Origin of the sequence: Brevibacillus brevis (assembly GCF_001039275.2) — a bacterium.
Taxonomy (GTDB): Bacteria; Bacillota; Bacilli; order Brevibacillales; family Brevibacillaceae; genus Brevibacillus; species Brevibacillus brevis_C.
On the sequence record NZ_CP030117.1, the window covers coordinates 27,501 to 49,869 of the forward strand.

The window sequence follows — 22,369 nt, forward strand, 5'->3', positions numbered from 1 at the left end:
CGAACTAAATCATCATGGCTTATATCGTCAATTTTTAGCGTTAACCAGTTACGCGGTTTATCCGTAGCAATTCCGTAACTATCGCTGACGCTGGGGATGGATGAAAATAAGTCATGGACTGAATAGCGGTCTTGTAACGGCACAAGCTGGAACGCGTGAGCTAATTGTGCAAAAAACCCTTCCTTTTGTGGACGAACTTCGTCTTCCATTAGCATATAGGCGTTTCGTTTAAGCTTTCGTGTCGTGACACCATGTTGAAGAACACGACTGTTTTGGGGATAATACGGATCACGAGTCAGTAACATCGCCTTCAACAAGTGAGAGCAGCCATAAAACAGCAACAATGGCTGGATGGACAAGTCAGCAACAACGGAAGTGGAATAAAAATGTCTGGCTTGTCTCCATAGATACAGGAAACGCGAGCTTTGTTGAAATGCTAGTCGCTCCGCATGCTCGACACCCATGTCACGATAGCAGGCAGCCAAATATTTACGTGCAGTTGGTTCTGTTTCAAAATAGCGTAATGTTTTCCAAGCGTTATCCATGTTACCCACCTTTACCAATTTTCGTAATATGGTTAAGTTTCCCTAATTGTTTTTTGATTTATCTGTCTAATAGAATCTATAACCGAACGATATACTCATTTCTTGACAGTAAATTAAGCCGTTTGTTAAACTGTCTTAAACTATTCGCCGAGAGGAGCTTTCAACTGTGCGGGAAGACAAATTTGTTAAAGAGGGCTTAACGTTTGACGATGTATTGCTTATTCCAGCAAAATCTGAAGTTTTGCCAAGGGATGTTGATCTACGAGTACAATTGAGTGAAAATGTGAAGCTGAATATCCCTCTGATCAGTGCTGGTATGGACACCGTAACGGAGTCTGGACTTGCAATCGCCATGGCTCGCCAAGGTGGTATCGGGATTGTCCATAAAAACATGACCATCGAGCAACAAGCAAGCGAAGTAGATCGTGTAAAACGCTCTGAAAGTGGCGTTATTACCAACCCATTCTCTTTGTCACAAGAACATACTGTCGAAGAAGCGAATGCTCTCATGGGTAAATATCGTATCTCAGGTGTTCCGATTGTCGATGCGAATCAAAAGCTGATCGGAATTCTCACCAACCGCGATCTTCGCTTTGTACATGACTTCTCCATCAAGATCAAAGAGGTTATGACCAAGGAAAACCTGGTGACGGCTTCTGTCGGTACTACACTGCAACAGGCAGAATTGATTTTGCAACAACATAAGATCGAAAAGCTCCCGTTGGTGGATGAGAACAACACCCTGCGTGGACTCATTACGATTAAAGATATTGAAAAAGCCATCCAATACCCAAATGCAGCAAAAGATAACCAAGGCCGCTTGCTGTGTGGTGCTGCTGTTGGGGTATCTGCAGACACGTTTGAGCGCACAGCTGCACTGGTACAAGCTGGCGTGGACGTATTGGTGATTGATACTGCTCACGGGCATTCCAAAGGCGTAATTGAAACGGTAAAAGCCGTTCGCAAAGAATACCCAACGCTCACCATCGTCGCGGGGAACGTTGCAACTGGACAAGCTACTCGCGATTTGATCGAAGCTGGGGCATCTGTGGTGAAGGTTGGTATCGGTCCTGGTTCCATTTGTACAACTCGTGTCGTAGCAGGTATCGGTGTTCCGCAAATTACAGCGATCCACGATTGTGCACAGGTAGCGCGAGAGTACAATATTCCAATTATTGCCGACGGCGGCATTAAATACTCCGGTGATTTGCCAAAAGCAATTGGTGCAGGTGCTTCTGTGATCATGATCGGCAGTCTGTTCGCTGGTACAGAAGAAAGTCCGGGCGAATTTGAGATTTTCCAAGGTCGTCGTTTCAAGGTATATCGTGGAATGGGATCGATTGGCGCGATGAAAGCCGGCAGTAAGGACCGTTACTTCCAAGAGAACGCACAAAAGCTCGTTCCGGAAGGGATCGAAGGTCGTGTTCCTTACAAAGGCCCATTGGCGGATGTTACGTATCAGTTGATTGGTGGACTGCGGGCAGGTATGGGATACTGCGGAGCAAAAACCATCGAGGATTTGATTCAAAACTCCCAGTTCGTTCGTATTACCGGCGCTGGCTTGCGTGAGAGCCACCCGCACGATGTACAAATTACAAAAGAATCACCTAACTACTCGATTTCTTAAGCGGAAAATAGTACGGAAGACCTACGTCCCCTCTCTTTTAAAAAGAGAGGGGATTTTTACTAGCTACTAACATGTGGAAATAGGAGGAATCTCGCTTCAAGCTACCCTGCAAACTATGGTACACTTACAATTGTGTGCTTGTTTCATGAAAAAATAAAATCGACAGAAATAGGAGAGTGAGAGATTACATGAAGCGAAAGACATGGACAAAGCGATTGACAGGTCTGTTCCTTTCTGTCGCTGTTTTTGCTGCAGCAATGGGAGGAACGGTTTCAAAGGTGGAAGCTGCCCCTGTAGCATCTCAAGCGAATTTACAACTGGAAGCGAAGTCTGCCATTCTTGTTGAGGCATCAACGGGAAAGGTTCTCTATAGTAAAGATCCTGACGTAGCACTTCCGCCTGCGAGTATGAGTAAAATGATGACCGAATATCTGGTTAATGATGCCATCAAGCAAAAGAAGATCAAATGGGATGATGTCGTCCCTGTAAGTGAATATGCGTTTTATATCGCTAAAATTTCTGATTCGTCTGGTGTGTATTTGAATTTAGGCGAATCCTTTACGGTTAAACAATTGTACGAAGCTATGGCAATCGTATCGGCCAACGACGCTACTGTACTTTTGGCTGAGAAGATCGCAGGCAGTGAGCCAGCCTTTGTTGAACTGATGAACAAAAAGGCAGCAGAGCTTGGTATGAAAAATACTTCGTTCGTCACTTCTACTGGTTTGCCAGCCAATGAGTTGGGTCCATACTCTGTTCAGACCGAACAAACAGAAAACCTGATGTCTGCTCGTGACTCCGCAATCCTTGCCCGTGCGCTGATTCACGATTTCCCGGATGCGTTGGAGACCGCCAAAAAACCAAGCTTCACCTTCCGTACAGGTACACCAAATGAGTGGAGCAAGAAAAACTTTAACTGGATGCTGCCTGGTTTGATCAGCTACTACCCAGGTGTAGACGGATTAAAAACGGGGCATACAAATGCAGCAGGTTATTGTTTTACAGGTACGGCTGTTCGCGACAACATGCGTTTGATTAGCGTTGTGATGAAAACAAGCTCCGAGACAAAGCGTTTTGCTGAGACGAGAAAACTCATGGACTACGGTTTTGGCAATTTCAAACTCACAAAACAAATGGACAAGAATGTACCAGTCAAAGGATTTGAAACAGCTCCTGTAAAAAACGGTGTAGAGGTAACAGTACCAGTTGTTACAGGAAGCGAAGTAAATATGATCACAAAAACCGGTACGGAAGCAAAATACACACCAACTGTTACCTTCCAGGAGCTAACCGCACCGATTCAGCAAGGACAAGTTGTCGGTAAGATCGTTTTGAAAGAAGAAGGTGTGAAAGAAACTGATTACTTGCAGCCTGAAGACGCAGCAAAAGCAGGTGTGGATATCGTAGCAGGACAGGCAGTAGAGGAAGCCAGCTGGATTCGTCTGTTCTTCCGCAGCATCATAGAGTTTTTCAGCAATTTGTTTAGCAGTGGAACAGGAAATTAAATAACTATTGTTTTCCCCTACATCTATCGTTTACAATGACGGTAACTGGAACCATAACACCGCATAACAGTTTCGGTTCTGACTCATGATGTAGGGGGTATTTGTAATGGTACAAGTAGGAACGTCCCGCGTTAAAAGAGGTATGGCTGAAATGCAAAAGGGCGGCGTCATTATGGACGTCGTGAATGCTGAACAAGCAAAAATTGCAGAAGCAGCGGGTGCTGTTGCTGTAATGGCTTTGGAGCGTGTACCGTCTGACATTCGTGCAGCTGGTGGAGTTGCGCGTATGGCTGACCTTAGCATTGTAGAGGAAGTACTGAATGCTGTTTCGATTCCTGTTATGGCGAAAGCTCGTATCGGTCATTTTGTTGAAGCGCGTGTTCTCGAGTCTCTGGGTGTAGATTACCTCGATGAGAGTGAAGTACTCACACCAGCAGATGACTTGTACCATATCAATAAAAAAGAGTTCACTGTACCGTTTGTATGTGGTGCCCGTGATCTGGGTGAAGCTCTCCGCCGTATTGGTGAAGGTGCATCCATGATCCGCACAAAAGGTGAGCCAGGAACCGGAAACATTGTAGAGGCTGTTCGTCATATGCGCACGATGATGTCCCAAATCCGCAAAGTGCAAGCCATGTCCTACGATGAACTGATGGCGGAAGCTAAAAACCTGGGTGCCCCATACGAACTGCTTGAAGAGGTACACAAAACAGGTAAGCTGCCAGTCGTAAACTTCGCAGCAGGTGGAGTAGCAACACCAGCAGATGCTGCCCTGATGATGCAATTGGGCTCCGATGGCGTGTTTGTAGGCTCTGGTATCTTTAAATCAGAGAATCCAGAGAAGTTTGCTCGCGCGATTGTGGAAGCGACTACCCACTACACGGATTACGAACTGATTGCTCGCGTATCCAAAGGCTTGGGAACGGCAATGCCAGGAATCGAAATCTCCAAAATTCGTGAAGCTGATCGCATGCAAGAGCGCGGCTGGTAAGGTGAGTAGCATGAAAATTGGCGTACTCGCTCTACAAGGAGCTGTAGCAGAACATGTGCGAATGCTAGAAGAGGTTGGTGCCACAGCCGTCCCGGTCAAAAAAGTAGAAGAACTGGATGACCTCGACGGGCTGGTCATTCCCGGCGGAGAGAGCACCACGATTAGCAAGCTGATGCACAAGTACGGATTCATGGAGGCGGTTCAAGAGTTCGGTAAGGCGAACAAGCCGATCTTCGGAACTTGCGCAGGAGCGATTCTTCTGGCAAAACAGATTCAAGGACAAGACGATTGCCATTTAGGCTTGATGGAGATCAAAGTTGAGCGGAATGCCTTTGGTCGCCAAAAGGAGAGCTTTGAGGTCTTGATGCCTGTTGCGGGTGTGGCGGCAGATTACCCGGCAGTGTTCATCCGGGCACCGTATATCATGGAAGTGGGAGAAAACGGTCAAGTCTTGGCCAAACATGAAGACAAGATTGTTGTCGCTCGAAGCGGTCACTATTTGGCAGCAGCCTTCCATCCAGAATTGACCGAAGATACAAGGCTGCACAAATACTTCCTCGACATGGTCAAGGAATACAGAAGCTAGTTGTCATATCGGAAGATCGGCCGTCAAAAAGGCGCCGATCTTCTTTTTTCTGTAAAGATCGAGGTGGGCTGCTCTTTACATACGTATAGAACCTGTAGTACAGTTAACAATAATAGTATTCATGAATGAGAATGCGATGATGAGAACAAGTACTTCACAAGAGCCAGGCCTAGAGAGTCGGTGGTAGGTGCAAACCGATCCGGTCATGTGAAGGAATCCATCTCGGAGTGGCAAAGGAACAACAACTTTGCCCGGAACCGTCCCGTTATGACGGAAGAGTGGGCATATGTATGAAGGATTGCTGCATGTGTCAACGAGGGTGGCAACGCGGGTATACAACACTCGTCCCTTACCAGGGGACGGGTGTTTTTTGTTTTTTTCAATACGATTCGGAGGGATTTACACATGTTGGACGTAAAAGTATTACGCCAGGATCTGGAAGAAGTAAAACGCCGTTTGGCTCACCGCAATGAAGATATTTCTGCGTTGGATCAATTTGTGGAAGTAGATGAAAAGCGTCGCGAAGTCATCCAAGAAGCAGAAGCGCTGAAAAATAAGCGTAACACGGTATCCGAGCAAGTAGCGGTTATGAAACGCAATAAGGAAAATGCAGACCATCTGATCGTAGAAATGAAAGAAGTAAATGAGCGCATCAAGGCTTTGGATGAAGAGCTGCGCCAACTGGATGAGCAGCTGGAGTTCATTTTGCTGAGCCTCCCGAACCTGCCGCATGAGAGCACGCCGATCGGTACGACAGAAGACGATAACGTGATTGCATGGACATGGGGAGAGCCACGTGCATTTGACTTCGAGATTAAGCCTCACTGGGAGCTCGCTAGCCAAGCAGGCATCCTCGATTTTGAAACGGCGGCAAAAGTAACAGGTAGCCGTTTTGTTTTCTATAAAGGCATGGGCGCACGCCTGGAGCGCGCACTGATGAACTTCATGATGGATTTGCACTCGAATGAGCATGGCTATGAAGAAGTGATCCCGCCGTATATCGTCAACCGTACGAGCATGACGGGAACGGGTCAATTGCCTAAGTTCGAAGAGGATGCGTTCAAAATCGAGGGGCCAGATTACTTCCTGATTCCAACCGCAGAGGTGCCGGTCACCAATATGCATCGTGATGAGATCATGGATGGAGCGGATCTCCCTCGCTACTACACTGCTTTCAGCGCATGTTTCCGTTCGGAAGCGGGTTCTGCGGGCCGTGATACGCGTGGGTTGATTCGTCAGCATCAATTCAACAAAGTTGAGCTGGTGAAATTCGTGAAACCAGAAGAGTCTTATGAAGAGCTCGACAAACTGGTGAAAAACGCTGAAAAGGTGCTTCAACTGCTTGGTCTGCCATACCGTGTCCTGAGCATGTGTACAGGCGATCTAGGATTTACGGCTGCGAAGAAATTCGACCTGGAAGTTTGGATTCCAAGCGGCGGCACATACCGTGAAATCTCGTCTTGCTCGAACTTTGAAGATTTCCAAGCGCGCCGTGCCAATATTCGTTTCCGTCGCGATACGAAATCGAAGCCGGAATTTGTGCATACATTGAATGGGTCTGGTTTGGCGATTGGACGTACAGTAGCAGCGATCTTGGAGAACTACCAAGAGGCAGACGGAACAATCGTGGTTCCAGAAGTTCTTCGTCCGTACATGGGCGGAGTAGATAAGATTGCACCGAAGTAATAAGCGAGAGATTTGGAAAGCAGCTCTTGATCCATAACGGGTCAAGGGCTGTTTTATATTGTGTACTAATACAGGTGGATTTTTTCAAAAAACGTGTTGCACTGTACTAATCTCTGTTATATAATAAAAACAAATTTTAAGAATATTGTTTTAATACAGAAATGGAGGAATGGAGAATGGACTGCTATCGATGTGAAGGAAACGGAGAACAAAATTGCCCAAAATGTGGAGGCGTTGGTCATGATGCCAACGGAGCGGCTTGCCACAATTGCTTGGGAGACGGGCATGTAAGCTGCAGCCATTGCAGTGGCAGTGGGTATCAGGAGTAAGGACATTTTTTTTGCTACTACTGTTATATAATAAAAAATATTTTACTTATCTGTACCATAATAACTTTGAATTGAGGGAGGAGGAGCTGTTTTGACTACCGTACCAACGAATCCATATCCGCTGGGGGTTCAGATTTCCGGTGAGATGCACCCCGGTTATCAAGATATCCTGACACCAGAAGCAATCCAATTTGTAATGAAGCTGGAGCAAAAGTTTGGCGAAAGACGCCAGCAATTGTTGGCTAAACGTGTGGAGCGTCAATTGCAGATTGATGCAGGTCAACTGCCCGATTTTCTACAGGAAACAGCGGACATTCGTAAAGGAGATTGGACTGTTGCTCCATTGCCCAAAGATTTGCAAGACAGACGGGTGGAGATTACGGGACCTTCGGGTGACCGGAAAATGGTCATCAATGCGCTGAACTCGGGTGCTCGGCTTTTCATGGCTGATTTTGAGGACGCGAACTCACCGACCTGGGAGAACACCATCCAAGGCCAAATCAACATGAAGGATGCGGTACGCCGCAATATCTCTTACATCAGTCCACAAGGCAAATCATACACCCTCAATGAAAAGACGGCTGTTTTGATCGTGCGTCCTCGTGGCTGGCATCTTGAAGAAAAGCACATCCTCCTCGATCAAAAACCGATCTCCGGCAGCTTGCTTGACTTCGGACTTTACTTTTACCACAACGTAGATGCTCTTATCGCGAATCAGACAGCACCGTATTTTTACTTACCGAAACTGGAGAGCCATTTGGAGGCCCGCCTTTGGAACGACGTCTTCCTTTTCGCGCAGGATGAATTAAATATTCCACGCGGCACGATTCGCGCGACAGTATTGATCGAAACGATTCTCGCTGCTTTTGAGATGGATGAGATTCTGTATGAGCTTCGCGAGCATAGTGCAGGACTGAATTGTGGACGTTGGGACTACATTTTCAGCTATATCAAAAAGCTGCGGAATCAGCCTGATGTCATTACACCGGATCGTGCGCAAGTAACCATGACAGTGCCGTTCATGAAAGCATATACCACGCTGGCCGTGAAGACTTGCCATAAACGGATGGCGCCCTGCATTGGCGGAATGGCTGCACAAATTCCGGTGAAAAATGACCCGGTACAAAATGCAGAAGCCATCGCTAAAGTACGCGCTGACAAAGAGCGGGAAGCGTACGATGGACATGATGGGACTTGGGTTGCTCACCCTGGGCTAGTGCCGGTAGCCATGGAAGTATTCGATCGCCTGATGAGAGAGCCGAACCAAATTTGGTACAAACGTGAAGACGTAGACGTATCCGCTAAGCAACTGCTGGCAGTTCCAGAGGGCACGATTACAGAAGCGGGTGTCCGTACGAACATTAGCGTAGGCTTGCAGTACATCGAGGCTTGGTTGCGAGGCTCTGGGGCTGTGCCGATCAACAATCTGATGGAGGATGCGGCTACAGCAGAAATTTCGCGGGCACAGGTCTGGCAATGGATGCGTCACCGTCACGGAGTCTTGCAGGATGGTAAAAAGGTGACAGAAGGCTTGGTGAAGCAGTGGCTGAGTGAGGAGCTGCAAGCGATCAAGCAAGCAATCGGCCAAGAGAGATACGACAACAGCAAGTATCCAATTGCTGGTGATCTGTTCTTGCAATTGGTAACGACAGAAGATTTCGAAGACTTCCTAACGGTACCGGGTTATCGCTATTTGTAAAAATAAAAAGAGTGGGGGAAATGAAAATGACGAAAGTAAACAAGCAAGAAGCGATTCAACAGGTGGAGCAAAGCTGGCAGGAGGAGCGTTTTCAAGGAATTACACGTCCGTATTCGGCAGAAGATGTTGTTCGTCTGCGCGGTTCCGTACAAATTGAGTATACGCTGGCTCGTCTCGGAGCAGAACGTCTGTGGGGCCTCTTGCATACCGAGCACCATATTAAAGCGTTGGGGGCTTTGACCGGGAATCAAGCGATTCAGCAGGTAAAGGCAGGATTAAAAGCGATTTACTTGAGTGGCTGGCAGGTAGCGGCCGATGCCAATCTGTCTGGTCAGATGTATCCTGATCAAAGCCTCTACCCGGCAAACAGCGTTCCCCAAGTCGTAAAAAGAATTAATCAGGCATTACAACGAGCTGATCAGATCGATCAATCAGAGGGCGGTACAGAGACGAATTGGTTTGCTCCGATCGTAGCGGACGCAGAAGCGGGCTTTGGTGGGCCACTGAACGTCTTTGAATTGATGAAGGGCATGATTGAAGCAGGTGCAGCAGGGGTGCATTTTGAAGACCAGCTGGCTTCCGAGAAAAAATGCGGCCATATGGGCGGAAAGGTACTCATTCCGACGCAAGCAGCCGTACGTAATCTGATTTCCGCCCGCTTTGCGGCAGATGTGATGGGAGTTCCGACGATTATCGTGGCACGTACCGATGCCAATGGCGCTTTCCTGATTACCAGCGACATCGACGAGCAGGATAAACCATTCCTGACGGGTGAACGAACAGCAGAAGGGTTCTTCCGTCTACGCGGCGGATTGGATGCAGCGATTGCCCGTGGACTTGCGTACGCTCCGTATGCAGATTTGATCTGGTGCGAGACTTCTGAGCCAAATTTGGAGGAAGCACGCCGTTTTGCCGAAGCGATTCATGCCAAATACCCAGGCAAGCTGTTAGCCTACAATTGCTCTCCTTCTTTCAACTGGAAAAAGAAGCTGGATGAAAAGACTATCGCTCGCTTTCAGGAAGAGATCGGCGAGATGGGCTACAAGTTCCAATTTGTCACGCTTGCTGGCTTCCACTCCCTGAATTACAGCATGTTTGAACTGGCGCGCGGCTATCGTGATCGCGGAATGGCTGCCTACTCTGAATTGCAGCAGGCTGAGTTCGCTAGCGAGGTACATGGTTATACGGCTACTCGTCATCAGCGTGAAGTGGGTACCGGGTATTTCGATGAGGTTGCGCAAGTTATCTCAGGCGGCAATTCCTCCACGACTGCACTCAGCGGGTCTACGGAAGAGGAGCAATTTGCTCACAATTAAAGAGGAAAAACAAAGGACGAGGTGGTTCTCTGGTATTCAGAGGGCCACTTTTTGCGTTCACTTCTATTTTTCATAGAGTCTTAATAGCTTTTTAACAACGCATTTATATCAGTTTCATTTTGGTTGTTTACGATTAGATTAGAAAAAACCAAAAGATCAAACACAAATAAAAACGAAAAGGGGCCTTAAAGATGAGAGGGAACCAGTTAAGCTGGAAACGAACCGTTGTTATCATGACATCCGTTTTTCTGCTTGCGGGATGTGCCACCGAGACGAAATCAGGCACTTCTCTGGATACGTCGCAATTGACCCTGGATCAAATCGTGGAAAAAGCGAAGCAGGAGGGAGAAGTCAACTCCGTGGGTATGCCGGATACGTGGGCAAACTGGGGAGAGACCTGGAGCAATCTCGGAAAGGAATACGGCTTAAAGCATACCGACACCGACATGTCGAGCGCAGAAGAATTGGCTAAGTTTGAAGCGGAAAAAGAAGACGCCACAGCAGACATCGGTGACGTAGGCATCGCATTTGGACCGTTGGCCAAGCAAAAAGGGCTGACGCTGCCTTACAAAACCTCTTACTGGAACGACATTCCCGACTGGGCAAAAGATGATGAAGGACATTGGTTGCTAGGCTATACCGGAACACTGGCTTTTATCACAGACAAGACAAAGGTGCAAAATCCTCCCAAGACCTGGGCAGATTTGAAAAACGGAAGCTACAAGATCGCGATCGGCGATGTCATGAAAGCGAATCAGGCACAGTTTGCCGTTCTGGCCGCCGCCTATGCGAATGGGGGAGATGAGAAAAATATTCAGCCCGGCATTGACTTTTTCGCTGAGTTGGCAAAAAACAAGCGGCTTAGTACGAGTGATCCGAGTCTTGCCAATCTAGAAAAAGGTGAAATCGAAGTCGCGATCCTGTGGGACTTCAACGCGCTCGGGTATCGGGACAAAATCGATAAAAACCGCTTTGATGTCCTCATCCCGGAGGAAGCATCAGTCAGCAGCGGGTACGCTACGGTTATCAACAAATACGCCAAGCACCCACACGCTGCCATGCTGGCTCGTGAATACATTCTCTCCGACGCTGGACAGTCCAATTTGGCGCGCGGCTATGCACGACCGATTCGCGCCAACGCCAAGCTGGATGAATCCGCTAAAGCCATGCTGCTCCCCGATGAAATGTATAAAAACGCACGTCCGGTGGGCGATTTGACTGCTTGGGAAGAGACGGCTAAAAAGTTGCCGCAGTTATGGCAAGAGAAGGTGTTAATCCATGTGCGCTAGGAAGCTCGCGATGATTGTGCTCGACGGATTGAGATTTGACACAGCCATCTCGCACATGGGGTACCTGCATCACCTGGTCGAATACGGCATAGCAGCCCGCTTTCAGGTACGATCGGAATTGCCCAGTCTCTCTCGTCCTTTGTATGAGGTTCTTTTAACGGGAACCCCTGTGTGGAAAAACGGCATTTCCAGCAATCAGAAGGTTCGGCTTTCGCACCAGGAGAGTCTCTTTCACCTGACGCGGAAAAACGGGATGTCCAACGCTGCTGCGGCTTATGGCTGGGTAAGCGAGCTTTATAACAAGGCCCCGTTCAGTCCGTTTCACGACCGAATCCAATTGAACACCGACAAGCCGATCCAAAACGGGATGTTCTACTGGGAGGATCACTATCCGGATACACACTTGTTTGCTGACGCCAACTTTTTGTTGAATGGATACAATCCGGATTTTCTTTACGTCCACTCCATGAACATCGACGATGATGGCCACAAGCATACGGCCGATTCCGCACACTATCGAAATCGCGTTCTGGCGGCAGATTCGATACTGGCAAATGTGCTTCCTGCGTGGATCGATGCGGGTTATCAAATTATCGTGACAGCGGATCACGGGATGACAGCCGATGGAAATCATGGCGGCACTTCTAGCGCTGACCGGGACGTCCCCCTGTTTGTCATCAGCAACCTGATCTCTCCGGGTATTCGCGAGGAGGCAATCCCGCAATTGCAGGTGGCTCCGCTTGCCTGCCATTTGCTTGGCATCTCCCCCTCGAAAGAGATGCAGCCATTGAACGTATGAGGGCTGAGTAAGACGTCTCCCTAAGGGGGCGTCTTTTCCTCTAAGAAAGGAGCTTTTGCGATGAAACGATTTGTCAGTATGTTTTGGATCACGACGATTCCGTTCTTTGCAATGATCGCTCTGTTTCTTCTCGTCCCGTTGCTTTCCATGATTGGAGGAAGCTTTCAGGCCGAGGGAGGCGGCGGTTTTACCATGAGTCACTATCGTGAGATTTTTGCAAATCCATATTACTTGCAGGCTTTTGAGAACAGCGTGCTCATCTCGTTCCTGTCTGCTCTCATTGGAATCGTCGTTGCTGTTTTCGCTGCCTATGCGATTACCCGTTTCCCTCAGTCTCTGCAACAGCGAGTGCTTGTCATTACCAATCTAACCTCCAATTTTGCAGGGATTCCGCTCGCTTTTGCCTTCATTGTCCTGTTGGGAAACAGTGGATTGTTTGTTTTACTCGCGAAGCAACTGGGGATTGATTTTGGACAGTCCTTTACTTTGTATTCGTGGAGCGGCTTGACGCTTGTCTATATTTATTTTCAACTGCCCCTGGCGGTAATGCTTTTGTATCCCCTGTACAACGCCATTCAGAAGCAATGGATGGAAGCGGCCGAGCTGCTTGGGGCAAGTCCATGGAAGTTTTGGCTGAGAATCGGTTTTCCGGTACTGCTTCCAGGCATCGTCGGTACATTCAGCATTCTGTTTGCCAATGCAATGGGTGCCTATGCTTCTGCCTACGCGCTCACCGGGAGCAGCTACAATCTGGTGCCCATTCGGATTGGTGCGCTAGTATCTGGTGACATTTTTGCCAGACCCGAGCTGGGTAGCGCTCTCGCTGTACTGCTTGGCCTGACGCTTGCCGCCGCCCTCCTCGTGAACGAGTGGCTGACGCGGAAGATTCGGAGGGATTTGTCTTGAAGCGGATCAGTTTGCCATCCTTGTCGTTTGCGTTAGTCATGCTGTATTTGTTTTTGCCTGTAGCGGCTACCATCCTGTACTCATTGGCAACCGAGTGGAACAGCACGGTTTTGCCGGAAGGACTCACAGGAAAATGGTTCGCGGAGCTGTATGCTGATCCCCGATTCTTGCAGGCATTCGGGCGTTCTTTTCTGCTCAGCTTTCTGACGACTGTCGTTGCCGTCGTCGTTATTGTTCCTGCTGTATTCTCCATTATCGTCTACGCTCCCCGGATGGAGAGGCTGGTTCAGATTTTGGTGATGCTGACCTATGCCGTTCCGGGTGTCATTATGGCGGTCGGATTGATCCGTACTTATTCAGGAAACGGGATTCCAATGGTCATCATAACCGCCGGGGCGTATCTAGTCGGATTGCTTCCGTATCTTTATCAGGGAACGCGCAACAGCCTGCTTGCCATGCAGGCACGTTCGTTGATGGAGGCAGCCGAGCTATTGGGTGCGAGCCACTGGCAGGCATTCGTACGGATTATCGTTCCGAATATCATGTCTGGAATTTTCGTGTCCTCACTCTTGTCGTTTTCCATTTTGTTCGGTGAATTCGTATTGATTAACATCCTCGTGGGAGGAAGATACGAAACCCTGCAGATGTATCTGTACGCCAAGCTATCGTCAAGTGGACATGTCGCCAGCGCGATTACGGTCACTTATTTTGTCCTGATGGCTATTATCACTGGCCTGGTTGTAAAATTCACGCGCCGAAGCTTCGCACGCAAGGAGGTCCCCTGATGAGTTACGTCCAAATCGAACACTTGTCCAAAACCTTTCACGGTCAACACGTGCTGCAGCAACTTGATCTTGCGATTGAAAAAGGCGAGCTGGTTACCTTGCTTGGCCCTAGCGGATGTGGCAAAAGCACGCTGTTACGCATCCTCAGTGGTTTGACGGCTCCTGATACGGGCACGATCTACATTGACGGAAAAGATGTAACGGACGTGTCGCCAAAAGACAGGCAGATCGGCATGGTGTTCCAATCGTATGCGCTTTTCCCCAATCTTACGGTCAGTCAAAACATTGCCTTTGGCCTGGAAATGAACAAAATCTCGAAAACGGAGATTCGGCTGCGTGTCCAGGAAATGATTGAGCTGGTGGGATTGGTGGGAAAGGAGCAGGCTTACCCGCGTGAATTGTCTGGCGGTCAGCAGCAGCGTGTGGCACTCGCCCGTTCTCTGGTCACCCGGCCAAAAGTGCTTCTGCTGGATGAGCCGCTTAGTGCGCTTGATGCCCAGATTCGTAAAAATTTGCAAAAGCAGCTACGCACCATTCAACGTGAGTTAAACATGACGACTGTGCTGGTTACTCACGATCAGGAAGAAGCCATGGCTGTCAGTGACCGCATCTACATCATGAATGGCGGACGGATCGTTCAGCACGGCAGTCCTCAAGAGATTTACACGCAACCTCGTTCTGAATTTGTTGCTCGCTTCATTGGCAATTACAACGTGCTGACTGCCGAGCAACTTAACCGAATCACGCCAAAACTGTCTCATCCGGCAGTTGAACGTTTCGCAATTCGTCCTGAGACGTTTCGCGAACAGCCTTTGGATGGGGAGGACATCTGTTTGACCGGGAATATCGCTCAGGTAACCATGCTCGGCAACATTACCCGTTACGAGCTGAACATTGGTGATGTTCCTGTACTGGTGGACACTCTTCACCTGTCCTTCGAGCAGGAGCAGATAGGCACAACAAAAACATTGTATGTAAGTCCCAAGGATGTGATTCCGCTTTATGACACTATTGCCTGAAGAACGACAGCAAGTGATTCTCGACGAATTGAACCGCCACGGTAAAATTCAGGTGATGAGTCTGGCAAAAAACCTGGCAGTAACACCGGAGACAATACGACGTGATCTGGACCAGTTGGAACAGCAACGTTTGTTAAAGCGAGTGTACGGAGGAGCCATCCCTTATCATTTGGCGAAACGCGAACCGCACTTTGAAAAGAAACAGGCGATCCAACAAACCGCAAAAACGAAAATCGGGCAAATCGCGGCAGAACTTTTGTCTGACGGGGATACCATCGCGCTCGATGTCGGGACGACAACACTGGAATTGGCACGCGCTATAAAGGGTCTCAACCAATTAACGATTGTCACGAATTCGCTTCCCGCTGCTTCTTTACTAAACGAGCTGTTGGAAGCCAATCAATTCAACGGTCAGGTCATTATGCTGGGGGGGCTGACCCATCCGGCCCAAAAATCGGTTGCCGGGGCGTTTACCTGCGAGCTACTCTCTCGTTTTCATTTTGATAAAGCTTTTATTTCCTGTGGAGGAATGACGGCTGATGGCTTCACCGACTATGACATGGAAGAAACGCTGTGCTCGACCATGATGGTACAGCGGGCGGAGCAAGTCTATGTATTAGGAGATACATCGAAGATCGGCCAAACGCAATTTTTTCGTATTTGCGGCTGGCAGGATGTCAGCGCGGTTGTTTGTGACCAGCCGATGCCGGATGAATGGCTATCGTCTGGCATGCAAACTACCTGGATAAGCGAACATCCGGAAAGGAGAGACTTCACATGCTGATCGACTATCATTTTCATCTGGAAGAAGGGCCTTTTTCATTGCGTTGGCTCGACCGTACCAATGTGGCCCTCGACCACTTTTATCCGTTGACTGAACCTCGACATACCCGTGCTTGGCTGCTGAATAGTCTTGCGCGATTAAATAACCGCATGTCATTGGGGGCATACGACCCGTCCTGGATCGATCTGTATTTACGTGAAGCGTTAAACAAAGGCTTGAAGGAAGTGGGGATTGTCGATCATTTATACCGCTTTCGTGAAGCGCGTCCCTACTTTGAACGGTATATGGAGCTGGGCGACACCGATTTGGGGCGCTTGCAGCGAACGTGGCTTGATCAAGTATGCACCGAGAGCCTCAGTGACTTTTGTGTCGCCATTGAGGCAGCAAAGCAGCGTTGGTCGGCAAGCGGCGTGGAGTTGCGGTTGGGTATTGAAGCAGATTACTTTATCGGCGGGGAAGCAGAATTGGAGGGCTTGCTCGCAGGCGCTTCGTGGGATTATGTGATCGGCTCCGTTCATTTTTTGCAAGGATGGGGCTTTGACAATCCCGAGACTCGTCAATTGTTTGAGCAACATGACCTAAAACAGTTATACGCGGACTTTTTCCACACGGTTGAATCCATGATCAGGAGCAACTTGTTTGATTTTGTTGCCCATCTGGACAATCTGAAAGTGTTCTCCTATCGCCCGGAGGAATCGGAGCTTGTCCCCTATTACCACCGAATCGCAACTGCTTTGAAAGAAACGGATACCGCGACCGAAATCAATGCGGGTCTGTACTACCGCTATCCCGTTCAGGAAATGTGCCCCAGTCCCGCTTTCCTCGACGTTTTGGTGGCACATGGTGTTCCACTGACACTTTCGTCCGACGCCCACTTTCCCGACGATATTGGGAGATACGTGGCAGAGAATCTGGAAAACCTCCATTCATTGGGGGTAACGGAGATTGCTACTTTTTCCGGTCGTCAACGGATTATGAAGCCAATCTGTGATTTTGAGCAAAATATTATTTAAGATGCAAAAAACCTTGGGATGCCAAGGTTTTTTTGTTATCTACACATCCGACTTGTATTTGCCGAAAAATGGATAAACACATATAATAAGAAAGTAGGTGCGGGGTCAGAAAAAGTCTCCTTGCCACAAATCATACTTGTCCCCGTAGCTCAGCAGGATAGAGCAACGGTTTCCTAAACTGTAGGTCGGAGGTTCGAATCCTCTCGGGGACGCCATAAAAAGCAAAAAACCTTGATGTATCGAGGTTTTTTGCTTTTTATGGATGTTGTGTTGTTGGAAGGATGTGACTCTCGCAAAAAGATAATTTATAGTATCTTTCGGAGGCTTTAAGCTGGTTTTTGTTTCTTATACTAGTCCTCTCAGCAATCATGGTGAAATAGTGCTTTCAACTGAATTAAAACAAATCAAGGATACTGGAAACAAGATTTACTGGGAGTTATACGATAAAGAGCGTATCGCAAACATCATATATACCAGCAAGAAAAAGTATGAGGCTTTTGAAATAGATTTAGTTCAATCTGGTTCGAGTACAGGTATATTAACATCTGACAATGCGGCAACATATTCTATTCATTGTTCATTAAATGAATTAGCTGATGTTTGTTTGAAATATCAAGATATTATTTTTGATGAAAACGTAAGGTTATTTCATGGAGTGAACAATAAATTTAATAATGGTATCATTCAAACAGCAACATCTGAGGATGACATAATTAATTTTCATTTATATAACAATGGGATTGTAATGGTTTCTCCGAAAGTGAAATATATTGATACCAGAAAAAGATTAAAGGTATCAAATCCGATGGTTGTTAATGGGTGTCAAACTATGAATAGCTTACTTGAGGCAAAAAAACAAGGTAACCTACAAGATGGATTTGTTCAAGTAACAGTAATAGAGATTAATGACCCAATTATCAGGCAGAATATATCCATTTTTTTAAACTCACAGACAGAAATTAAAGATAGTTACTTAATATCCAATTTACCCATAGTAAGGCAACTTGAAGAGGATTTAGATAAGTTAGGATTTTTTTAGAGCGACAAGCAAATAAGATCGAACTCTTAAAAAAACAATTATCGAAAAAAGAGAAAATAGAATTGTTCGGAATCAATCAAAGTAAGACAATAAGTCTTGAGTTAGCTATTCAATTGTATGCAAGTGTTTATTTAAACTTAGCTCCCTTAGCAAAAATGAAGAAATCCTTGCTTTTTAATGAAGAAAACTTACCTGAAATACTGAACAATATAAATGCTGATAGGATTATTTTTGCTTTTAAAATCTATACAAGAATTATGAAAATTATTAGCGATTATAGACGTTGTATAAGAAGTAAACAAAAAACAGAAATTCTTCAATACCTGGGGATAAAAGCGAAGGATTTGAAGCAATACTCCTTTTTAAATACTGCTGATATTTTTTATTGTCTTTATATGTACAAATCGCACAGAAAGAGCTGGGTACTTTTGAACATGTTGGAAAGAGAAATGCGCTGACCTTTGCAGAATGGTCAAATATTACTGAGCAAAATTTCGATAAGTACTTTTAAAGAAGCTGTAGATATAATAAGAAGAACAGTTATCGAAGGAACTAACGGAAAAAGTATTGCAACACTCACTAAAAGTACGGCTTTCCATAAGCGTTTAATAGCTAAAGTACATGCACAGCCCGTTACTGTAGATGAAATCCCTTGATTAGTCAGTATTCTTGGGCTGTAGACAAATCAACTACAGTTTTATGGGTAGCAGCTTCACCACCGGGATGGATATTTAAAGTTTTAGCCGAAAAGTTTGAGGCCCTCCATCGGAACAATCCGGGGGAGGGCATTAACATGTGAGTCAAATAGTAAAATATGAACTACACCAACAAAGTAATTAAGGCATATTAGTAATTGTAACTAATAGAAATAGATTGGTCTGCATCTGTTTCAACGTCAATACCTGCATAAAAATTAACTTTATGGCTGATATCCAGTTTAGTGTAGCTACCTGTTGCAGCCCATGCAGTCACGAATTCATAGTCATCTGATGATTCTAATTGACTTCCAGTAACCTTCCATTTTGCATAATCATTAGATTTATTCAATGTGAGATCCATGTCTGGTTCTGTGTCAATTTCATATTCGAAACCAATGCTATAAGGGTAACCTAAACTTACTTTATACGGGTTACTGGAGGTATCATTTGGTTCAGCATCATCTAATTCGTCACTATCAAATACCAGATCATGTCTGATAGTAAACTCTTCTGCATCCCAAAGCCATTCATATGTTTCAATAGTACTTGTATCTTTTACATAGAAATAGTCATATTCTTTATCGTCTTCATCGGTAACTTTGTACAGTTTCCATTGTGAATTAATTTCTCCGGCTTTTTTTGTTATATAGTAAGCGGAGGCAATAATATCGTAATCACTATCTACAACTCGGCTTGATCGAGTAGAAAATTCGGAGTCACTCTTTTCAATAATTTTATTTTCGTGCTGCAAGATTTCTGAGAGATAAATTTCATCTTCAATTTCAATTTTACCCTCCTCATCATAGCTGTTTATATCTGAAATAAAGACTTTATAAGGGGTATTTTCATCTAATGTGTAACCTATAATTTCGTGTTTCTCGGATTCCTTATTCTTATCAGTACCATCTTTCTTTTTCTTTTCTTTTTTCTCATCCTCTTCATTAAAGAAAGCAAGCTCGATTGATTCTTGGGAATCTCCACTTTCTATTTTTGTTTGAGTATACAATTTGTCAATACCCAGCAGATCGCAATATTCTTTTATAGTAAGTCCGCCAAATAAATACACTTTCTTACCATTTTGAAGTTCTTCTTGTAATTCCTTCTGTAGCTTTTTGTTTTTTTCTACATCTTTATAATTATATGCAATAGAATTGTACTCTGATAAATCTACTTTATCATCTGGATTTATCGATTTTACTTGGATTTTTTTATCTTCCAGAGTCTTTTTGACACTTTTGAGAGAGTCGTGTTTGAAATCCAATCCCTTTTCTGCATTTTCAGAATTCATTTCGGATGAAAATAGCAACTCTTTAGATGATTTTGAAAATGCACTCTGAACTGATAAATTTGGTAACATTACAGCAGATACTAAAACACCAGCCAAAACGAGGCTAGTAACAGATGATTTAATATTTTTTTTGGACATTTTAATATACCTCCCTTTTTATGGTATAATTTACCATGAAGGATAAGTATAGACAACCAAAAAATGGAAATTTCACAAAAAAGTAAAGGCGTGATCATTATGTCGTTTAATAATGTGCAGTCTTGGATAATTACTGTTTGTTTCGTGGTAACAGCGATCAGTTCAGCTTATATAGCAATCAGAATAGACAAGATCATTGAGCGCTTGGCAACTATTGCTGAATTTATTAGTATTACAGGAGGTAGTTAAGTTGACGGAAGAATTGAACTATGACTATAAGGATAGTCAGTAGATTGACCAGAATTACCTTTGTTATAACTTGAAACAATATAGATTACAGCCGTCACTTTACTTATAGAAGGCGGGGCTTATTTGTAGTTCTGTTTGGGGCACTTGTTGGAGGAACATAAGATGTTGGGACAAAGACCAAACAACAATAGGTATTATTTATGACCTTAATTAGACATCGGTAGACGTAATGAACAAAATGCAATTTTTGTGGTTGAGAGTTCGCTGGATAAATTGAGCAAACAGGCATTTGTGAGTGTTGTGAATAAACAGATTGGCTATGAGGACACCTTGAGTCAGAAAACTTTAAATATTTAAACTTTATATCATAATGTTTTTCAGGGGCGGATGGTTCGCCACGGAAGAGGATAAGGCGCATTTCGTATAATTCCTAAACTGTAGGTCGGAGGTTCGAATCCTCTCGGGGACGCCATCGAAGAAAAAGCCTTGGCGTATCAAGGTTTTTTCTTTTTTTGTTGAGATGTGTAGCATGCTTGAAATGTATAACGTATATCAAATGACGAACGAAAAAAGGGGGGATTTCTTTTGAAAAAAGTGATTGTAGGATGTATGGCTATGGTCTTCGCTATTTTCTTCAGCGGTTGCAGCTCAGATGCGGTTGTACAAAATCAGACAGCCTCGCCATCTGCAAAAGAAGTAACGAAGACCACCACAGAACCGAAACAATCGATCGACAACTCTACAAGCTATAACCAAATCGCAAGCTATATGCAAGAAGAGAGCAACAAAGCTTTCTCCCCCTACTATGAGCTGCTGGAGTTTACCCTGTCGGATTATGAAGAGAAAACAGTAGACGGAAAAGTGGAAGCGACATTCGGGTATCAAGTGAAGTACAAAAACTTTGAGAAAGACCCTGACACCGTGGACTACATCAAAGCCGCAAAAGAAAAGAAAGACCCCAACTACCAACAGCTGTATGATGAATATTTGCAGCCCAAGGAAATGAGCTTTCATTTGAAAGCCGTAGTTGAAGATGCGGGTTCTATAACGCTTTACACCAATGTGAGTCCAAAAGGAATCCAGTGGGAGAAGGCAGTCATGTCTGATTTCATCCTGAAGAAATAATGAAGATGACAAACGCAAAAAGAACGTTCACTTTAAATAGGAGTGGACGTTCTTTGTTTAAGATGATTTGGAGAGGCGTCTAGCATGTAAATAGCAAATTCTAAGAATCACTATACTACTAATAAATCCAGTGATCGTAATGATTGTATGGTATTCATGGTAGCCTTTGATTAAGGATTCAACCATTGAAAAGCCCCAAAGAAAAGAAGGGATAACAAGGAAATAAAACAAGGTTGTGTTAGATGTAACTTTTACATAGAGCAGGACTACAATTGTGGAGACAAGTAATGTTAGAACCATATTTTTCATTTCATCCGAAGAAATGGACATAGGAATATCACTGGAAAGTAGCACCTTGTAGAGCCAAAGAATCATGAACCAAATAGCAATGGCACCGTTAGCACAAAATATAAAAAGTTTTTTCATGTTTTCCCCTTAGATAGACATGTCATGAGAAATTACGTCTGCTACTCGGAATTTACGCCAATTTGGTAGGAAGGACCGCGTACTCACGCGGTCTTATTCATTTTTCTCACACCAGTACTCGTACTCGTTGTCGATCCAATCTTTTATATGATCGTAATTCTCCCAAGTATCTTCCACGTGATACACACTTGGCTCGCAATCAAACGCTTCTAGATAATGATAGCGATACTCCCCCGTATCGAAATCGAAGTAAAACATCGCGAACTGGTTTCCTTTTTCATTCAGCATGTCTTTTGCAAATACTCCACCCGTCTTCTCATAAACTTCAGGACCCGTAATCTTCCTTTGTTTAAAATCAGCAATCAGGTTTTCGAAACTCTTTTGAAAATCCCCGCTAACCATATCATTTTCAATCAACCAGCCGATGAAAAAGCCTGTATGTACGTATGCCTGTTTTTGCGGAAGATCCTCTTCAAAGTTTTCGTAATGATATTTCGCTTTATCGTATACCGTTGTCACTAGTGAAT

At 45.4% G+C, this 22,369-nt stretch carries 20 protein-coding genes, 1 tRNA gene and 1 other annotated feature (1 of these 22 running past the window's edge); of the genes, 18 read left to right on the forward strand and 3 right to left on the reverse strand.

The features are described from left to right. Positions 1–545: the 5' portion of a YaaC family protein gene (locus AB432_RS00205; protein WP_048035493.1), read on the reverse strand. 469 nt of this gene lie to the left of the window's left edge; the window shows 545 of its 1,014 coding nt (coding positions 1–545); the start codon lies at positions 543–545; its stop codon lies beyond the left edge, outside the window. 166 nt (positions 546–711) lie between these two features. On the opposite strand from AB432_RS00205, the gene guaB reads away from it, so the two are divergent. The 17 genes from guaB (at position 712) to AB432_RS00295 (ending at position 18,376) form a co-directional block, all read left to right on the forward strand. Next, positions 712–2,172: an IMP dehydrogenase gene (gene guaB / locus AB432_RS00210; RefSeq protein ID WP_048035494.1), complete on the forward strand. Its 1,461-nt coding sequence runs from the start codon at positions 712–714 to the stop codon at positions 2,170–2,172. Positions 2,173–2,360: 188 nt separating this feature from the next. Next, entirely contained in the window at positions 2,361–3,677 is a 1,317-nt protein-coding gene (locus tag AB432_RS00215) for a D-alanyl-D-alanine carboxypeptidase family protein (RefSeq protein WP_048035495.1), read from the forward strand. A gap of 106 nt (positions 3,678–3,783) precedes the next feature. Then, positions 3,784–4,668: a pyridoxal 5'-phosphate synthase lyase subunit PdxS gene (pdxS, locus tag AB432_RS00220; RefSeq protein WP_012683798.1), complete on the forward strand. Its 885-nt coding sequence runs from the start codon at positions 3,784–3,786 to the stop codon at positions 4,666–4,668. A gap of 10 nt (positions 4,669–4,678) precedes the next feature. Then, on the forward strand, positions 4,679–5,254 hold the full coding sequence (pdxT, locus tag AB432_RS00225; protein WP_048035496.1) for a pyridoxal 5'-phosphate synthase glutaminase subunit PdxT: 576 nt from the start codon (positions 4,679–4,681) through the stop codon (positions 5,252–5,254). A 127-nt stretch (positions 5,255–5,381) separates the two neighbouring features. After that, positions 5,382–5,607, forward strand: a binding site (T-box leader). A 52-nt stretch (positions 5,608–5,659) separates the two neighbouring features. Then, on the forward strand, positions 5,660–6,940 hold the full coding sequence (gene serS, locus AB432_RS00230) for a serine--tRNA ligase (RefSeq protein WP_048035497.1): 1,281 nt from the start codon (positions 5,660–5,662) through the stop codon (positions 6,938–6,940). Positions 6,941–7,360: 420 nt separating this feature from the next. Then, a complete protein-coding gene (gene aceB, locus AB432_RS00240) occupies positions 7,361–8,968 on the forward strand; it encodes a malate synthase A (protein ID WP_048035499.1) in 1,608 nt (535 codons plus the stop codon). Between the two features lie 26 nt (positions 8,969–8,994). Further along, positions 8,995–10,284, forward strand: a complete 1,290-nt coding sequence (gene aceA / locus AB432_RS00245; RefSeq protein WP_048035500.1) for an isocitrate lyase — start codon at positions 8,995–8,997, stop codon at positions 10,282–10,284. A gap of 191 nt (positions 10,285–10,475) precedes the next feature. Beyond that, the gene (locus AB432_RS00250) at positions 10,476–11,573 is read left to right on the forward strand and encodes an ABC transporter substrate-binding protein (protein WP_048035501.1); all 1,098 of its coding nucleotides are present in this window, start codon (positions 10,476–10,478) and stop codon (positions 11,571–11,573) included. Continuing rightward, a complete protein-coding gene (locus AB432_RS00255) occupies positions 11,563–12,372 on the forward strand; it encodes an alkaline phosphatase family protein (protein WP_048035502.1) in 810 nt (269 codons plus the stop codon). Before AB432_RS00250 ends, AB432_RS00255 begins: the two co-directional genes overlap by 11 nt. 60 nt (positions 12,373–12,432) lie before the next feature. Continuing rightward, entirely contained in the window at positions 12,433–13,278 is an 846-nt protein-coding gene (locus AB432_RS00260; protein WP_048035503.1) for an ABC transporter permease, read from the forward strand. Beyond that, a complete protein-coding gene (locus AB432_RS00265; protein ID WP_048035504.1) occupies positions 13,275–14,063 on the forward strand; it encodes an ABC transporter permease in 789 nt (262 codons plus the stop codon). Before AB432_RS00260 ends, AB432_RS00265 begins: the two co-directional genes overlap by 4 nt. Continuing rightward, positions 14,063–15,082, forward strand: a complete 1,020-nt coding sequence (locus AB432_RS00270) for an ABC transporter ATP-binding protein (RefSeq protein WP_048035505.1) — start codon at positions 14,063–14,065, stop codon at positions 15,080–15,082. Before AB432_RS00265 ends, AB432_RS00270 begins: the two co-directional genes overlap by 1 nt. Beyond that, on the forward strand, positions 15,066–15,866 hold the full coding sequence (locus tag AB432_RS00275; protein ID WP_048035506.1) for a DeoR/GlpR family DNA-binding transcription regulator: 801 nt from the start codon (positions 15,066–15,068) through the stop codon (positions 15,864–15,866). The genes AB432_RS00270 and AB432_RS00275 overlap by 17 nt, the downstream gene beginning before the upstream one ends. Further along, complete coding sequence (locus AB432_RS00280) at positions 15,860–16,879, forward strand: histidinol phosphate phosphatase domain-containing protein (protein WP_048035507.1); 1,020 nt, start codon at positions 15,860–15,862, stop codon at positions 16,877–16,879. Before AB432_RS00275 ends, AB432_RS00280 begins: the two co-directional genes overlap by 7 nt. 138 nt (positions 16,880–17,017) lie before the next feature. Beyond that, positions 17,018–17,094, forward strand: a tRNA-Arg gene (locus tag AB432_RS00285). A gap of 164 nt (positions 17,095–17,258) precedes the next feature. Then, complete coding sequence (locus AB432_RS00290; protein ID WP_048035508.1) at positions 17,259–17,918, forward strand: AIPR family protein; 660 nt, start codon at positions 17,259–17,261, stop codon at positions 17,916–17,918. 62 nt (positions 17,919–17,980) lie between these two features. Beyond that, positions 17,981–18,376, forward strand: coding sequence for a hypothetical protein (locus tag AB432_RS00295; RefSeq protein ID WP_048035509.1), 396 nt, complete (start codon positions 17,981–17,983; stop codon positions 18,374–18,376). 388 nt (positions 18,377–18,764) lie between these two features. Here AB432_RS00295 and AB432_RS00300 read toward each other — a convergent pair whose 3' ends face one another. Beyond that, complete coding sequence (locus AB432_RS00300; protein ID WP_048035510.1) at positions 18,765–20,042, reverse strand: hypothetical protein; 1,278 nt, start codon at positions 20,040–20,042, stop codon at positions 18,765–18,767. A gap of 843 nt (positions 20,043–20,885) precedes the next feature. Here AB432_RS00300 and AB432_RS00305 point away from each other — a divergent pair. Next, entirely contained in the window at positions 20,886–21,416 is a 531-nt protein-coding gene (locus tag AB432_RS00305) for a hypothetical protein (protein ID WP_235617712.1), read from the forward strand. A 519-nt stretch (positions 21,417–21,935) separates the two neighbouring features. Here the strand turns inward: AB432_RS00305 and AB432_RS00315 are convergent. Further along, positions 21,936–22,361 carry a DUF7832 domain-containing protein gene (locus tag AB432_RS00315; RefSeq protein ID WP_048035513.1) on the reverse strand — a complete coding sequence of 142 codons (426 nt, stop codon included), beginning with the start codon at positions 22,359–22,361 and terminating at the stop codon, positions 21,936–21,938. Positions 22,362–22,369: the final 8 nt, after the last annotated feature.

Coding starts and splice junctions, on each gene's coding strand:
- AB432_RS00215 (WP_048035495.1), top strand. CDS start 2,361: ATGAAGCGAAAGACATGGACAAAGCGATTGACAGGTCTGTTCCTTTCT.
- pdxS (WP_012683798.1), top strand. CDS start 3,784: ATGGTACAAGTAGGAACGTCCCGCGTTAAAAGAGGTATGGCTGAAATG.
- pdxT (WP_048035496.1), top strand. CDS start 4,679: ATGAAAATTGGCGTACTCGCTCTACAAGGAGCTGTAGCAGAACATGTG.
- serS (WP_048035497.1), top strand. CDS start 5,660: ATGTTGGACGTAAAAGTATTACGCCAGGATCTGGAAGAAGTAAAACGC.
- aceA (WP_048035500.1), top strand. CDS start 8,995: ATGACGAAAGTAAACAAGCAAGAAGCGATTCAACAGGTGGAGCAAAGC.
- AB432_RS00250 (WP_048035501.1), top strand. CDS start 10,476: ATGAGAGGGAACCAGTTAAGCTGGAAACGAACCGTTGTTATCATGACA.
- AB432_RS00255 (WP_048035502.1), top strand. CDS start 11,563: ATGTGCGCTAGGAAGCTCGCGATGATTGTGCTCGACGGATTGAGATTT.
- AB432_RS00260 (WP_048035503.1), top strand. CDS start 12,433: ATGAAACGATTTGTCAGTATGTTTTGGATCACGACGATTCCGTTCTTT.
- AB432_RS00270 (WP_048035505.1), top strand. CDS start 14,063: ATGAGTTACGTCCAAATCGAACACTTGTCCAAAACCTTTCACGGTCAA.
- AB432_RS00275 (WP_048035506.1), top strand. CDS start 15,066: ATGACACTATTGCCTGAAGAACGACAGCAAGTGATTCTCGACGAATTG.
- AB432_RS00280 (WP_048035507.1), top strand. CDS start 15,860: ATGCTGATCGACTATCATTTTCATCTGGAAGAAGGGCCTTTTTCATTG.
- AB432_RS00300 (WP_048035510.1), bottom strand. CDS start 20,042: ATGTCCAAAAAAAATATTAAATCATCTGTTACTAGCCTCGTTTTGGCT.